17 protein-coding genes are annotated in these 14,208 nt (G+C 71.6%); 12 read left to right on the top strand and 5 right to left on the bottom strand.

Features of this window, described 5'->3' with window-relative positions; all coding sequences use genetic code 11:
- Together ACFWUQ_RS28985 and ACFWUQ_RS28980 are read left to right on the top strand one after the other, a co-directional pair.
- Positions 1-765, top strand: a 765-nt coding sequence (locus ACFWUQ_RS28985) for an RDD family protein (RefSeq protein ID WP_384543911.1), incomplete at its 5' end; no start/stop codon positions are given.
- Positions 766-842: 77 nt separating this feature from the next.
- A complete protein-coding gene (locus ACFWUQ_RS28980) occupies positions 843-1,562 on the top strand; it encodes an RDD family protein (protein ID WP_384543909.1) in 720 nt (239 codons plus the stop codon).
- A gap of 112 nt (positions 1,563-1,674) precedes the next feature.
- Here ACFWUQ_RS28980 and ACFWUQ_RS28975 read toward each other — a convergent pair whose 3' ends face one another.
- Positions 1,675-1,950, bottom strand: a complete 276-nt coding sequence (locus ACFWUQ_RS28975; RefSeq protein WP_384543907.1) for a hypothetical protein — start codon at positions 1,948-1,950, stop codon at positions 1,675-1,677.
- Between the two features lie 446 nt (positions 1,951-2,396).
- On the opposite strand from ACFWUQ_RS28975, the gene ACFWUQ_RS28970 reads away from it, so the two are divergent.
- A complete protein-coding gene (locus ACFWUQ_RS28970) occupies positions 2,397-4,778 on the top strand; it encodes an immune inhibitor A domain-containing protein (RefSeq protein WP_384543905.1) in 2,382 nt (793 codons plus the stop codon).
- Positions 4,779-4,890: 112 nt separating this feature from the next.
- Positions 4,891-5,205, top strand: coding sequence for a hypothetical protein (locus ACFWUQ_RS28965; RefSeq protein WP_384543903.1), 315 nt, complete (start codon positions 4,891-4,893; stop codon positions 5,203-5,205).
- Between the two features lie 197 nt (positions 5,206-5,402).
- On the opposite strand, the gene ACFWUQ_RS28960 is transcribed toward ACFWUQ_RS28965, so the two are convergent.
- Together ACFWUQ_RS28960 and ACFWUQ_RS28955 are read right to left on the bottom strand one after the other, a co-directional pair.
- Positions 5,403-6,005 carry an isochorismatase family protein gene (locus ACFWUQ_RS28960; RefSeq protein ID WP_384543901.1) on the bottom strand — a complete coding sequence of 201 codons (603 nt, stop codon included), beginning with the start codon at positions 6,003-6,005 and terminating at the stop codon, positions 5,403-5,405.
- Positions 6,006-6,163: 158 nt separating this feature from the next.
- Positions 6,164-7,492 carry a nicotinate phosphoribosyltransferase gene (locus ACFWUQ_RS28955; RefSeq protein WP_384543899.1) on the bottom strand — a complete coding sequence of 443 codons (1,329 nt, stop codon included), beginning with the start codon at positions 7,490-7,492 and terminating at the stop codon, positions 6,164-6,166.
- Positions 7,493-7,572: 80 nt separating this feature from the next.
- On the opposite strand from ACFWUQ_RS28955, the gene clpS reads away from it, so the two are divergent.
- From clpS to ACFWUQ_RS28920, 7 genes are all read left to right on the top strand, one after another.
- Positions 7,573-7,887, top strand: a complete 315-nt coding sequence (gene clpS / locus ACFWUQ_RS28950) for an ATP-dependent Clp protease adapter ClpS (RefSeq protein ID WP_384543897.1) — start codon at positions 7,573-7,575, stop codon at positions 7,885-7,887.
- The gene (locus ACFWUQ_RS28945) at positions 7,887-8,498 is read left to right on the top strand and encodes a DUF2017 domain-containing protein (RefSeq protein ID WP_384543895.1); all 612 of its coding nucleotides are present in this window, start codon (positions 7,887-7,889) and stop codon (positions 8,496-8,498) included. The genes clpS and ACFWUQ_RS28945 overlap by 1 nt, the downstream gene beginning before the upstream one ends.
- A gap of 353 nt (positions 8,499-8,851) precedes the next feature.
- The gene (locus tag ACFWUQ_RS28940; protein WP_384543893.1) at positions 8,852-10,294 is read left to right on the top strand and encodes an amino acid permease; all 1,443 of its coding nucleotides are present in this window, start codon (positions 8,852-8,854) and stop codon (positions 10,292-10,294) included.
- An 89-nt stretch (positions 10,295-10,383) separates the two neighbouring features.
- The gene (locus ACFWUQ_RS28935; RefSeq protein ID WP_384543891.1) at positions 10,384-10,806 is read left to right on the top strand and encodes a Mov34/MPN/PAD-1 family protein; all 423 of its coding nucleotides are present in this window, start codon (positions 10,384-10,386) and stop codon (positions 10,804-10,806) included.
- 77 nt (positions 10,807-10,883) lie between these two features.
- On the top strand, positions 10,884-10,991 hold the full coding sequence (locus ACFWUQ_RS28930) for a putative leader peptide (protein ID WP_384543889.1): 108 nt from the start codon (positions 10,884-10,886) through the stop codon (positions 10,989-10,991).
- A gap of 86 nt (positions 10,992-11,077) precedes the next feature.
- Complete coding sequence (locus ACFWUQ_RS28925) at positions 11,078-11,365, top strand: MoaD/ThiS family protein (RefSeq protein ID WP_384543887.1); 288 nt, start codon at positions 11,078-11,080, stop codon at positions 11,363-11,365.
- A complete protein-coding gene (locus tag ACFWUQ_RS28920) occupies positions 11,365-12,315 on the top strand; it encodes a PLP-dependent cysteine synthase family protein (RefSeq protein ID WP_384543885.1) in 951 nt (316 codons plus the stop codon). The genes ACFWUQ_RS28925 and ACFWUQ_RS28920 overlap by 1 nt, the downstream gene beginning before the upstream one ends.
- Before the next feature lie 95 nt (positions 12,316-12,410).
- Here the strand turns inward: ACFWUQ_RS28920 and ACFWUQ_RS28915 are convergent, their stop codons facing one another.
- Together ACFWUQ_RS28915 and ACFWUQ_RS28910 are read right to left on the bottom strand one after the other, a co-directional pair.
- Positions 12,411-12,758 (bottom strand): DUF488 domain-containing protein, encoded by a 348-nt coding sequence (locus ACFWUQ_RS28915; protein ID WP_384543883.1) that lies wholly within the window; start codon positions 12,756-12,758, stop codon positions 12,411-12,413.
- Positions 12,755-13,174 carry a hypothetical protein gene (locus tag ACFWUQ_RS28910; protein ID WP_384543881.1) on the bottom strand — a complete coding sequence of 140 codons (420 nt, stop codon included), beginning with the start codon at positions 13,172-13,174 and terminating at the stop codon, positions 12,755-12,757. The genes ACFWUQ_RS28915 and ACFWUQ_RS28910 overlap by 4 nt, the downstream gene beginning before the upstream one ends.
- 215 nt (positions 13,175-13,389) lie before the next feature.
- On the opposite strand from ACFWUQ_RS28910, the gene ACFWUQ_RS28905 reads away from it, so the two are divergent.
- The gene (locus ACFWUQ_RS28905; RefSeq protein WP_384543879.1) at positions 13,390-14,142 is read left to right on the top strand and encodes an MBL fold metallo-hydrolase; all 753 of its coding nucleotides are present in this window, start codon (positions 13,390-13,392) and stop codon (positions 14,140-14,142) included.
- Positions 14,143-14,208: the final 66 nt, after the last annotated feature.

Here is a 14,208-nt window from a genome sequence, read left to right as displayed (position 1 = left end):
GACGAGGACCGCCCCGCCGGGCCCGAGCCCGCAACCCGCCGCCCCGAGGAGGTCCGCCCCGGCCTCCCGGCGGCCATGGACCGCCCGGCGGCCCCGGAGGTGTGGCCGCCCAGGCCCGCCGGAGTCCGCCCGTCGGTGCCCCGGCAGGAGGCGGCGGACCCGGCGTCCGGCGCGGCGGCGGACCCGGCCGCCGCGGGCCCCCGGTCCTGGGCCCCGCGCCCCGGAGAGCCCCGGGAGGGCTCCCGGGCCGCCCGCTCCGGCACGCCCCGGGAGGTGTTCGAGCGGATGGCCGAGCGCGCCGTGCGGCCCGCCGGGCTGCCGCGCCGGGCCCTGGCGCGGGCCCTGGACTCCCTCGTCCTCGCGGCCGTCGCGGCGGGCGCCGCCCTGCCCCTCGTCCCCGCCGCCACCACGCACCTCCAGGCCAAGGTGGACGCCGCCCGCAGCAGCGGCCGCGCCACCACCGTCTGGCTTGTCGACGGCACCGTCGCGGGCCAGCTGGGATTCGTCTTCGCGGCCGTGCTGCTCTTCGGCGTCCTGTACGAGGTCCTGCCCACCGCGCGCTGGGGCCGCACCCCGGGCAAGAAGCTCTGCGGAGTCCGGGTCCTGGCCACCGCGACCCTGCGCCCGCCCACGTTCGGCGCCGCCCTGCGCCGGTGGCTGGTGTACGCGTTCCTCGGCATCCCCGGCAGCCTGGCGTGCCTCGCGGACCGCGGGCGCCGACGGGCCTGGCACGACAGGGCGGCGAAGACGTACGTGGCCCGCTGAGCCGCCCGGGAGCCCCTCCTCCCCCGAATGGACCGTGTCCCGTTGCGGGGCCGGCGGACCCGGGTTCGACTCGGGCCATGAGTACCGACCAGCCGCCGCCGGGCCAGCCGCCCGAGGACGACCCGTTCCTCAAGAAGCCCCAGGAACCGACGCCTCCGTCGGGCGGTTCGCCGTACGGCTCGCCGCCGCCCGGAGGCGGATCTGCGCCGCCACCCCCCGGGGGCGCGGGCGGCGGGGGATTCCCGCCCCCGCCACCGCCCCCGTACGGCGGCGGTGACCCCTACGGCGGTGGGGGAGGCATGCCCGATCCGCTCGCCGGGATGCCGCCGCTCGCCGACATCGGCAAGCGGATCGCCGCGCGCCTCATCGACGTACTGATCATCGCCGTCCCGCTGTTCCTCATCCAGCTGGCCTTTGGCACGAACCGGTACACGGTCGAGACGAACGAGGGCGAGGACGTCGCCGAGGTCTTCACCAGGTCCTACAGCGGCAGCGGCCTGATCATGACCTTGATCTCGATCGTCGCGTACGTCGGGTACGACTGGTGGTTCACCAAGAAGGACGGCCGGACCCTCGGCAAGAAGGCGATGGGCCTGCGCGTCGCGATGCTCAACGACGGCACCGTCCCGCCGTCCGGCGCGTCCCTGAGCCGGGCCGCCCTGCTCTGGCTGCCGACGCTGATCTGCTGCTTCTGCCTGTGGCCGATCGCGCTCATCATCTCGATCCTCGTCGACAAGCCCTACAAGCAGGGCCTGCACGACAAGGTCGCGAAGACCGTGGTGGTCCGCTCGAACTGAACACCCGTGCGGCGCATGCCGGTTCGCGGGCGGTCTCCCTCAGTGGAGGCCGCCCGTGCCGCGTCGTACCCCGGGGACGCGCCCCGCGGCGGGGCGGTCGCCGGAAGAAGTCCTAGTGGTGCACGGGGTGCTCGGCCGGAGCCGTCCGGGGCTCGGGCACCCGGGGGCCCGAAGAGGCCGCCGCGGTGCCTGCGGGGGCCGCGTGGCGGCCCCGGCGCCGGGGGGCCGGGACGGTGACGGCGACGAGCAGGCCGAGGGCGAGAGCGGCCGCGGAGATGACCGCGACTCCCAGCCCGGTGCTCGTCCGTGAGAGCAGCAGCATGGCGATGGTCGACACGACGACGGTGGCGGAACCGTAGGCGAGCTGTGCGGCAGTCGGACGCGGCATGGCGATATCCGTCCTCAGGGAGGGGAGGGGGAGTCGGCTCAACTAGGTCGCGCGTCAAGTGACTCTACGACGGGAGATGCCCGAGTGGAACCGCCAGTAAGCGTGACCTAACCCACGGTGCTGGAGCACGGGGGGCGCACAGGTTCATTCCGCGCGCGGTCACCGGGGTCGAAACATGGCGCAAATGCGACTGATGTACGGCTTGGAAGCGCCCTTCGCCCCGTAAGGCAACAGAACGTCCGGATAGCGGAACTGGCTGACCGCATAGTGCAGTTGTAAGGACCAAGTCAAGGTCTGTCTTTTCTTGCTTCTCTCCGGTCAAATGTCGTCACTTGAGACGCGCGCCGCGCGGAACCCCCCGCTCCTATGGAGACGTTCCGACCTACGTTGCGGCCGCGGGAGGGGAACGACATCAAGTGACCAGCAATTCCGCCCGTAGACGAGCCATGCGCACCGCCGCAGTCGGTGTGACCCTGGCCGCGACCGCGGCCTCGGGAGTCTTCTTCACGGCTACCGCACAGGCCAACCCGAGTCCGCTGGGCGCGCCCGCCGCGGACCGCCAGGACCCGACCGCTCCGGCCAAGGAGAAGGTCGAGCACAACCTCAACGGCCCGTTCAGCGAGCAGCAGGCGCAGCAGCGCGAGGCCGCCCTGCAGCAGGTGCTGAGCGGCAAGAAGGACGTCGAGCAGCGCGGTGCCTCGAAGGTCGTCAAGCTCGACGACAAGAAGTACGTCGAGCTCGGCCGCGAGAAGACCGACAAGATCTTCACGATCCTCGTCGAGTTCGGCGACCAGGTCGACGGCTCGACCATGCACGACCCCGACGGCCCCGGCCCCAAGCCGCCCGTCCCGAAGTACGGGGGCACCCCCGGTCCGCTGCGCAACCAGATCGCGCAGCCGGACCGCGCGAGCGACAACAGCACGGCCTGGCGCAAGGACTTCAGCCGCGAGTACTTCCAGGAGCTGTACTTCGGTACCGGCCAGGGCAAGCACTCGCTGAAGACCTACTACGAGAAGACCTCCTCGGGCCGCTACTCGGTCGAGGGCGAGGTCTCCGACTGGGTCAAGGTCCCGTACAACGAGGCCCGCTACGGCTCGAACTACTGCGGCCAGAGCAACTGCTCCAACGTGTGGGACACCGTCAAGGACGGCGTCCTCGCGTGGACGCAGGCCCAGAAGGCGGCCGGCAAGACCGACGCGCAGATCAAGGCGCAGCTGTCCCAGTACGACCAGTGGGACCGCTACGACTTCGACGCCGACGGCAACTTCAACGAGTCCGACGGCTACATCGACCACTTCCAGATCGTCCACGCGGGCGAGGACGAGTCGGCCGGCGGCGGCGTGCAGGGCCCGGACGCGCTGTGGGCGCACCGCTGGTACGCGTACGGCACCAACGCGGGCAAGACCGGCCCGGAGAACAACAAGGCCGGCGGCGCCCAGATCGGCGACACCGGCATCTGGGTCGGCGACTACACCATGCAGCCCGAGAACGGCGGCCTCGGCGTCTTCGCGCACGAGTACGGCCACGACCTCGGCCTGCCGGACCTCTACGACACCTCCGGTGGCGGCGAGAACAGCGTCGGCTTCTGGTCCCTGATGTCGGCCGGCTCCTGGCTCGGTACCGGCAAGGAGTCCATAGGCGACATGCCGGGCGACATGACCGCCTGGGACAAGCTCCAGCTGGGCTGGCTGAACTACGACGAGGCCAAGGCCGCCACGAAGTCCACGCACAAGCTGGGCGTCGCGGCGTACAACACCAAGGACAAGCAGGCGCTGGTCGTCGAGCTGCCGAAGAAGCAGGTCAAGACCGACGTCGTCGCTCCCGCCGAGGGCTCCTCGCAGTGGTGGAGCAACATGGGCGACGACCTCAAGAACACCCTGACCCGCTCGGTCGACCTCACCGGCAAGTCCACCGCCGCCCTGTCCCTCAAGGGCTGGTGGGACATCGAGGCCGAGTACGACTTCCTCTACACCGAGGTGTCCACCGACGGCGGCGCCAACTGGACCGCCCTCGCGGGTACGGCCGACGGCGTGGCCCTCCCGGTCGACGCGGGCGGCAACCCCTCGCTGACCGGTGCCTCCGAGGCCTGGAAGACGCTGAGCTTCCCGCTCGACGCCTACGCGGGCAAGAAGGTCGACCTCCGCTTCCGCTACCAGACGGACGGCGGCGCGGGCGGCAAGGGCTTCACGGCCGACGCCGTCACCCTGACCGCGGACGGCGCCCCGCTGTTCACCGACGGCGCCGAGAACGGCGACAACGGCTGGACCGGCAAGGGCTTCTCGCGCATCGGCGCCGGCTTCACCAAGGAGTACGCCCAGTACTACCTGGCCGAGAACCGCCGCTACGTCTCGTACGACCAGACCCTCAAGGTCGGCCCGTACAACTTCGGCTTCGGCAACACCCGTCCGGACTGGGTCGAGCACTACCCGTACCAGGACGGTCTGCTGATCTGGCAGTGGGACACCTCGCAGAAGGACAACAACACCAGCCAGCACCCCGGCCAGGGTCTGATCCTCCCGGTCGACGCCAACGCCAAGCCCATGAAGTGGGCGGACGGCACGCTGCTGCGGAACAAGATCCAGCCGTACGACGCGACCTTCAGCGCCTACTCGACGGACGCGTTCACGCTGCACAAGAACGGCGAGTCGCTCTTCCTGAAGCCGAAGGCGGCCAACCTGGCCTTCGACGACCGCAAGGGCAAGTACTACTACGACGAGAACCCGACCGGCTCGGTGAAGGTCACTGACACCAACACCAAGATCAAGATCCTCAAGGAGACCTACGACGGTCTCGTCATGACGGTCGAGGTCGGACCCTCTTCCAAGTAATTCGGTAAACCCGCAGGTCAAAGCATGATCGGCCGTCGCCCTCTAGCGGGCGGCGGCCGTTCGCGTTTAGATGCGTGGTGCCAGTTTCTTATTGACGGGGGAGATGACAGCCATGCCAGGTGGAGGTTTCGTCAGATTGCCGGGCGGCAGTGTGGTGGTCGCGCTCACACTGCCGAGGCCGTCCGGCGAGGGCGGAAGCGTCCGCGTGCTGGTGCACGCCGCGAACCGGGCCCGCGCCCTGACCAGGCTGCGGAACCTCGGCATGCGGGCCGTGTACCTGCGGGGCAACGCGCGGCCGCCGACCCCCGACGAGGTGACGGCGGTCCTGCACCACCCGGACGGCCTCCTGTGGCGCTGCGCGCCGGACCGCGCGGAGGAGCTGTGGCACCCGATCCGCGCCCTCCTGGACGGCGCGGCCCGCCCCTGACCGGGGCGCCGGGCCCGGAGGGAGCGCCGGTCCACGCCGGGGCGCCGTACGCGGTCCCGGCCCGGGCGCCGCACGCGGTCCACGCCGGGCGTCCTACGCGGTCCACGCCGGGCGTCCTACGCGGTCCGGCCGGGGCGTCGTGCGCGGTCCGGCTCGCGGCCGGGCCGCGGACCCCGCGCGGCGCCCTCCGCAGGCCGCTACGCGGGGCCCGCGGCCCGGCCGCCGACCAGGTGGACTCCGGCCGACCGGAGCTCCTCCAGGGCCCGCGCGGCGGTGTGCGGCGCGACGGAGGCCGTCAGGTCCAGCAGCACCCGCACCGTGAATCCGGCCCGGACGGCGTCCAGGGCGGTGGCGCGGACGCAGTGGTCGGTGGCGATCCCGACCACGTCCACCTCGGTCACGTGCCGCTCGCGCAGCCAGTCGGCGAGGACCGCCCCGTTCTCGTCGGCCCCCTCGAAGCCGCTGTACGCGGCCTCGTACGCCCCCTTGTCGAACACGGCGGCGACCGCGCCCGAGGCCACGGCGGGCGCGAAGTTCGGGTGGAAGCCGACGCCCTCGGTCCCGGCGACGCAGTGGACGGGCCAGGAGGTCTCGTAGTCCGGCTCGGCCGGGGGGTGGGCGAAGTGGGAGCCGGGGTCGATGTGGTGGTCCCGGGTGGCGACGACGTGCCGGTACCCGGGGGTGGCCTGTCCGATGAGCTCGGTGATGGCGGCGGCGACATCGGCTCCGCCGGTGACCGCGAGGCTGCCGCCCTCGCAGAAGTCGTTCTGTACGTCGACGACGATCAGTGCGCGGTGCATGGCGCGTGCCCTTCGGCTTGTCGGTCCTGTCGGTGTGGTGCGGCGGGGCCCCGCCGGGGCTCTTCCCCCGCCCCGCCCCTACCCGAAACTGCGGCCCCGCCCCGGGCCCGGTACCGCGCTCCGCGCCCGGGCCCGGTACGCCGGCGGGGGCGCGGGGGCTACGCGTACTCCGTCGGGATCACGGCCTCGCCCCGGGACAGCTGCGTCGCCGAGAGCGGCAGCCCCGCGAGGGCCGCGCGGTGGCGGTCACGGGCGGCTTCCAGCGGCTCGCGGGCGACCACCTCGCCCGCCTTGACCAGCTGCGTCAGGAGCTGCCGGTCCGCCAGCGCGGCCGGCACCGGCCCGGTGCCGACGACCTCCGCCTCGGCGACGCCCTCCGCGTCGGCCCGGCGGGCCGCCCACTTCCGGCCGCCGATCGAGGTCTTGCCGCCCGAGGACTTCTTGGCGACGGGCGCCAGCGCCGCCTTCGGGTCGGCCGAGGTCGCGCGGGCCACCAGCTTGTAGACCATCGAGCACGTCGGGTGCCCGCTGCCCGTCACCAGCTGCGTGCCCACCCCGTACGCGTCGACCGGAGCGGCCGCCAGGGAGGCGATCGCGTACTCGTCCAGGTCCGAGGTGACCACGATCCGCGTCGAGGTCGCTCCGAGCTCGTCCAGCTGCTGCCGCACCCGGTGCGCGACCAGCAGCAGGTCGCCCGAGTCGATGCGGACCGCGCCCAGCTCCGTACCGGCGACCTCCACGGCCGTGCGCACCGCCTCGGCCACGTCGTACGTGTCCACCAGCAGGGTCGTGCCGCGGCCCAGCGAGGCCACCTGCGCCGTGAACGCGTCCCGCTCGGCGTCGTGCACCAGCGTGAAGGCGTGGGCGCTCGTGCCGACCGTCGGGATCCCGTACCGGAAGCCGGCCGCCAGGTCCGAGGTCGAGGTGAAGCCGCCCACGTACGCGGCCCGGGCCGAGGCCACGGCGGCCAGCTCGTGCGTGCGCCGCGCGCCCATCTCGATGAGCGGCCGCCCGCCCGCCGCCGAGGACATCCGCGACGCGGCCGCCGCGATCGCCGAGTCGTGGTTCAGGATCGAGAGGATCACCGTCTCCAGCAGCACGCACTCGGCGAAGCTGCCCTCCACCCGCAGGATCGGCGAGCCGGGGAAGTAGACCTCCCCCTCCGGGTAGCCCCAGATGTCGCCGGAGAAGCGGTAGGAGGCCAGCCAGTCCAGGGTCCGCATGTCGACGACGGCCCGGTCGCGCAGGAACTCCAGTACCGCGCCGTCGAAGCGGAAGTTCTCCACCGCGTCCAGCACCCGGCCCGTTCCGGCGACCACTCCGTAGCGGCGCCCCTCGGGCAGCCGCCGGGTGAAGACCTCGAAGACCGAGCGGCGGTCGGCGGTGCCGTTGGCCAGCGCGGCCTGAAGCATCGTGAGCTCGTAATGGTCCGTGAAGAGCGCTGTCGACGGCACGTCCACCGGCAGGCCCAGGTCCGCAGGGTTCATGGCACGGATGCTAGCGCACATTTCGTCAGAGTGACGAGATGTAGGACTCGTTTGTGCGACGGGCCCCTCGCAGTGGCAGCATGGGACGAGTGAGTGTTGCTCCCATTGAGATCGAACGCACCGAATCGGCCGAAGAGACCTTCGCGGTCCCGGAACCCGACGTCCCCTGGGTGACCCTGGTGCACAACGACCCGGTCAACCTCATGAGCTACGTGGAGTACGTGTTCCAGGCGTACTTCGGCTACCCCAAGGACAAGGCGCACAAGCTGATGCTCGACGTCCACCACAAGGGGCGGGCGGTCGTCTCCAGCGGCACCCGCGAGGAGATGGAGCGCGACGTGCAGGCCATGCACGGCTACGGCCTGTGGGCGACCCTCTCCCAGGACCGTTTCTGATGGGGCGGTCCGCCGGCATGTTCGAGAGCCTCAAGGGCGGCGGCGCCGCCATCGCCCTCGACGAGATCGAGATCTCCATCCTGCGCTCCCTCGCCGTCCAGCTGCTGGAGCTGATCGGGCCGGGCGCCCCCGAGCCCGCGGCGGACGCCGACCCGCTGGCCGCGCTCTTCGCCGAGGGGCCCTCCGAGCCCCCCTCCGACCCGGCCCTGGCCCGGCTGTTCCCCGACGCGTACGGGGCGCCGGACGGCGCCGGCGACGCGGGTGTGGACCCGGAGGAGCTGGCGGCCCGCTCGGCCGAGTTCCGCCGCTTCACCGAGAACGACCTGCGCACCCGCAAACGGGAGGACGCGCTCGCCGTCGTACGGAGCCTGGACGCGCTCAGCCCGGGCGGCGACGGGGCGGCCGTGCTGGAACTCACCGGCGAGGAGCCGCTGCGCTGGCTCGGCGCGCTCAACGACCTGCGCCTGACCATCGCGGCCCGCCTGGAGATCACCGAGGACGACGAGAGCGCCCTGCTGTTCCGGCTGCCGGACGACGATCCGCGCAAGCCGATGGTGATGGCGTACCTGTGGCTCGGCGGGCTCCAGGAGACCCTCATCGAAACCCTCTGAGGCCGCCGGCGGGCGTGCGCCGGATGCCGGCAGGGCTGCCCCCGGCACCCCGGCCGTTCGCTCAGCGGACGCTCAAATCCGGATAACGATCAGATCACCGCCATGCGGTGATCTGATCTGTTTCAGGGCGCTTGTCCCGAAATTTTGGTGCCCCGCGTCACATTTCTAACCCCCGCGCACCCGTAAGCCCGTGATAAATCTTCACGACCGCCGACGGGACGCCACCCCTGTCTCCCGGCCTGCTTCAACCGGCTGACCGCCGGCGTGCAACTCCATCCGTATCCGGGGGGATCGAGGACCCGATCCGCGGCCTGTCGAAGGCGCGGACCGGCGTGGAGAAAGGCGCACCAGACATGACCTCTGTGCAGGTCGAGCAGCACGGCAAGACGCCCGGCGAGGGCACCTCGGGCGACGGCGGCGGGGACGGTTACCACCGCGCGCTCGGAGCCCGTCAGATCCAGATGATCGCGATCGGCGGAGCCATCGGCACCGGCCTGTTCCTGGGCGCCGGCAAGGCGATCTCCAAGGCCGGCCCGAGCCTGATCCTGGCCTACGCCATCGCGGGCCTGGTCATCTTCTTCATCATGCGGGCCCTGGGCGAGCTGCTCATGTACCGCCCCGTCTCCGGTTCCTTCTCGGACTACGCCCGCGAGTTCCTGGGCCCGTTCTGGGGGTACGTGACCGGCTGGACGTACTGGCTCTTCTGGGTGGTCACCGGCATCACCGAGGTCACCGCCGCCGCGCAGTACATGTCGTACTGGACCCACGACAGCTTCCCGCAGTGGGCCTACGCGCTGATCTTCACGGTCATCCTCTACGGCGCCAACCTGATCTCCGTGAAGCTCTTCGGTGAGCTGGAGTTCTGGTTCTCCATGGTGAAGGTCACCGCCATCGTCGGCATGATCCTGATCTGCGCCGGCATCCTGACCATCGGCTTCTCCGACGCGGGCGACACCGCCACCGTCAGCAACCTGTGGAACGACGGCGGCTTCTTCCCCAAGGGCATCGGCGGCACGCTGATGACCCTGCAGATCGTGATGTTCGCCTTCCTCGCGGTCGAGCTGGTCGGCGTCACCGCCGGCGAGTCCAAGGACCCCGAGAAGACCCTGCCCAAGGCCATCAACACCGTGCCGTGGCGCATCGCCGTCTTCTACGTCGGCGCGCTCATCATGATCCTGTCGGTCGTCCCGTGGACGCACTTCCAGCCCGGTGTCTCGCCCTTCGTCGCCGCCTTCGAGCGCATGGGCCTGGGCGTCGGCGCCGCCATCGTGAACTTCGTGGTGCTGACCGCGGCGCTGTCCTCCTGCAACTCGGGCATGTACTCCACCGGCCGCATGCTGCGCGACCTCGCGCTCAACGGCCAGGGCCCGGCGTTCTTCACCCGGCTCACGAAGAACGGCACCCCGCTCCTCGGCACCACCTTCTCCGCCGCGCTGATGCTGGTGGGCGTCTGGATCAACTACATCGCCCCGGGCAAGGCCTTCGACTACGTCGTCTCCTTCGCCACCATCTCCGGCATGTGGGCCTGGATCATGATCCTGGTCTGCCAGATCCGCTACCGCGCCAAGGCCGACCGCGGCGAGCTGCCGCAGTCGTCCTTCCGGGCCCCCGGCGCCCCGTGGACCAGCTGGTTCGCGCTGCTGTTCATCGGCATGGTCATCGTGATGATGGGCGTGGACAAGGACGCCCGCGTCTCGCTGTACTGCGCTCCGCTGTGGGGTCTGCTGCTGGGCGTGACCTACCTGGTCCTCAAGTCACGGGACCCGCGCGGCGCCGCCTTCACCAAGGCCTCGTAGGGCTTCTCGGCACGGCCTCGTGTCCAGCATCCGGGCCCTCCCGTACCACACCTCGGTACGGGAGGGCCCGTCTGCTTATCCTGTCGCTCATGCTGACCCTCACCCAGGCCCTGCACGACCGGATCGTCGAGCACGCCCGCCGCGACCACCCCGACGAGGCGTGCGGAGTCGTGGCCGGCCCGGCGGGCACCGACCGCCCCGAGCGGTTCATCCCGATGCTCAACGCGGCCCGCTCGCCCACGTTCTACGAGTTCGACTCGAAGGACCTGCTCGCCCTCTACCGCGAGCTCGACGACCGCGACGAGGAGCCGGTGATCGTCTACCACTCCCACACCGCGACGGAGGCCTACCCCTCGCGCACGGACGTCACGTACGCGAACGAGCCCGGCGCCCACTACGTCCTGGTCTCGACGGCGGACGAGGACGGGCTCGGGGAGTTCCAGTTCCGCTCCTACCGGATCGTCGAGGGCGTCATCACCGAGGAGGAAGTGCGGGTCGTGGCGAACTACTGACCACGATGTGAGCGGTTGCCGTCCACGATGCGGGATCACACTCCAAACCGGGCACCGGGAATCGTTAACATGACCGCATGGTTCCCCACGACGTGAGCATCGAGACGCCCGGCAGGCTGCTGCTCGTGGCGCGGCTGCACGTCGACCTGTGCCGACTCGCCAGCGCCATCTGTCCTGCCGTCTGAGCACCAGAGCCCCGTAGCGCGGGGGGCCGACGCACCGCGCCCCCACGCCCTCGCCCGTACGCCCTTCTTCACGACTGGAGCCAGACATGGCCATCGAGGTCCGCATCCCCACCATCCTCCGCACCTACACCGACGGCGAGAAGGCCGTGAACGGTGAGGGCGCCACGCTCGCCGACCTCCTGTCGGACCTGGAGACCCGCCACAAGGGCATCCAGGAGCGCATCGTCGACGAGTCGAAGGGCGGCGAGCTGCGCCGCTTCGTCAACGTCTACCTCAACGACGAGGACGTCCGCTTCCTCGACGGCATCTCCACCGCGCTCAAGGACGGCGACAGCGTCACCATCCTCCCGGCCGTGGCCGGCGGATCGAAGTAATGCGCTACGACTCCCCCCTGGCCGCGGTCGGCAACACGCCGCTGGTCCGGCTGCCCCGGCTGTCGCCCTCCGAGGACGTCCGCATCTGGGCCAAGCTGGAGGACCGCAACCCGACCGGCTCGATCAAGGACCGCCCCGCGCTCCACATGGTCGAGCAGGCGGAGAAGGACGGCCGGCTGTTCCCGGGCTGCACGATCCTGGAGCCCACCTCGGGCAACACCGGTATCTCGCTGGCGATGGCGGCCAAGCTCAAGGGCTACCGCATCGTCTGCGTCATGCCGGAGAACACCAGCCAGGAGCGGCGCGACCTGCTGGCCATGTGGGGAGCCGAGATCATCCCGTCGCCGGCCGCCGGCGGTTCGAACACCGCGGTCCGGGTGGCCAAGGAACTGGCGGCGGAGCACCCGGACTGGGTGATGCTCTACCAGTACGGCAACCCGGACAACGCGGGCGCGCACTACGCCACGACGGGCCCGGAGATCCTCGCCGACCTGCCGTCCATCACCCACTTCGTGGCCGGCCTGGGCACGACCGGAACCCTGATGGGCGTCGGCCGCTACCTGCGCGAGCACGTCGAGGGCATCAAGATCGTCGCCGCCGAACCGCGCTACGACGACCTGGTCTACGGCCTGCGCAACCTGGACGAGGGCTTCGTCCCGGAGCTGTACGACGCGTCCGTGCTGACCACGCGCTTCTCGGTGGGCTCGGCGGACGCGGTCACCCGCACCCGGGAGCTGCTGCAGCTGGAGGGCATCTTCGCGGGCGTCTCCACGGGGGCGGCCCTGCACGCGGCGATCGGCGTGGGCCGCAAGGCCGTGGCGGCGGGCGAGCCGGCGGACATCGTGTTCGTGGTGGCCGACGGCGGCTGGAAGTACCTCTCGACGGGCGTCTATACGGCGGCCACCACGGAAGAGGCCATCGAGGTGCTCCAGGGCCAGCTCTGGGCGTAGCCCCTGCCGGGGAGCCGGACGGCCACCGAATCCCGGCCCGGGGGAGCCGTGCCCGCGCGGCGGCACGGCCCTTCCGGTTCCGCCGGGGGTGGCGGTCAGTCGGTCAGCAGTTCCGCGAGGATCGCGGCGTGGCTGGTGGACGGGTCCTTGACCGCGGTCAGCAGTGTCAGCGGCCCGGCCGCCGCCAGCTCCCGCAACCGCGCCAGTTCCGCCGCCGCCTCCGACGCCCCCAGCTCCGCCTCGTACCGGGCCCGGAACTCCCCGGCGGAGCCGCCGCCGTGGAACCACTTCCGCAGCTCCGCCGACGGCGTGAGCACCCGCGGCCACTCGTCCACCGCCGCGTCCGCCTTCGCCAGCCCCCGCGGCCAGAGCCGGTCCACGAGCACCCGTACGCCGTCCGCCCCCGGCTCCGGGTCCTCGTACACCCGTCGCAGGCGGATCACCGCCCGCCTCCCAGGCCCTTGACCTCGTCCCACAGCGCCGGATCCAGCGTCCCCAGCCGGTCGCGGAAGTCCCACAGGGACACCTCGCGCGGCCGGTCCGCCTCCAGGAAACCCGCCCGGCCCTGGGCCCCGACCGTCCCCGGCGGCAGCGGGATCACCCCGGCCCGCCGGTCGTCGTACTTCCCGGTGATCAGCGCGACCCGCGCCCGGTGCTCCCGTACCGGGCCCACCGCCAGGACCAGGCAGACCCGCCCGTCAACCAGGCGCCACAGCTCACCCGCCCGGGGGCGCGGCGGCGGGCCGGCCCCGTGCGCGGGCGGGTCCCGGCGGGGCCTGCCCAGCCGGTGCCCGGCGATGAGCACCCCGAGCGCCACCGCCAGGGCAGCGGCGACCGCCGGCCACCAGGACGTGTCCATACAACGACCGTAGCCCCGCCGCCACGCGGTGTCCCGCCGACCGCCGCCGGTCCCGCGGCAACACCCGCGGCCCCTTCGCTCCCCCGGGTGACAGCGCAGGTGATTCCCCCCACAACGGCCCGCCGTGGAGGAGCGACCGGACGTTTCGCGCCTTACGCTCGACCCACGCACGGCCCGCATTCCGTCCACGGACCGTCCTCGGAGGTTCACGCTCCATGAAGCTCACCGTCGTCGGCTGTTCGGGGTCGTTCCCGTCCGCGGATTCGGCCTGTTCGAGCTACCTCGTAGAGGCCGACGGCTTCCGGCTGCTCCTCGACATGGGCAACGGCGCTCTCGGCGATCTGCAGCGCCACTGCGGCCTCTACGACCTCGACGCGATCTTCCTGAGCCATCTGCACGCCGACCACTGCATCGACATGTGCGCGTACTTCGTCGCCCGCTACTACCGGCACGAGGGCGGCCGCTGCGGCACCATGCCGGTCTACGGCCCCGAGGGCACCGAGAAGCGCCTGGTCACCGCCTACGACGACCTCCCCGACGAGCGCTCGATGAGCGAGGTCTTCGACTTCCGCACCCTGAAGTCCGGGGCCTTCGAGATCGGCCCGTTCCGGATCCGCACCGAACGGGTCAGCCACCCCGTCGAGGCCTACGGCATCCGCGTCGAGCACGGCGGTCGCTCGCTCACGTACTCCGGGGACACCGGCGCCTGCCCCGAGCTGGGCCTGCTCGCCGAGGGCGCCGACCTGTTCCTCTGCGAGGCCTCCTTCACCCACGGCAAGGAGGACATCCCCGGCCTCCACCTCAACGGGCGCGAGGCCGGCGAGTACGCGCGCGGCGGCGGCGTCGGCCGGCTCGTCCTCACCCACATCCCGCCGTGGACCGACGCGCGGCAGAACCTGGCCGACGCCCGCGCCGTCTACGACGGCCCCGTCGACCTCGCGCACTCGGGCGCGGTCTACGAGATCTGAGACGCCCCGCGGCGCATACGCCGGAGCCCCCGCCCTCAGGAGAGAGGGCGGGGGCTCCGGCGTATG

Source organism: Streptomyces sp. NPDC058662 (genome assembly GCF_042716255.1).
Classification (GTDB): domain Bacteria; phylum Actinomycetota; class Actinomycetes; order Streptomycetales; family Streptomycetaceae; genus Streptomyces.
This window is presented reverse-complemented; position numbering and strand designations above follow the sequence as displayed.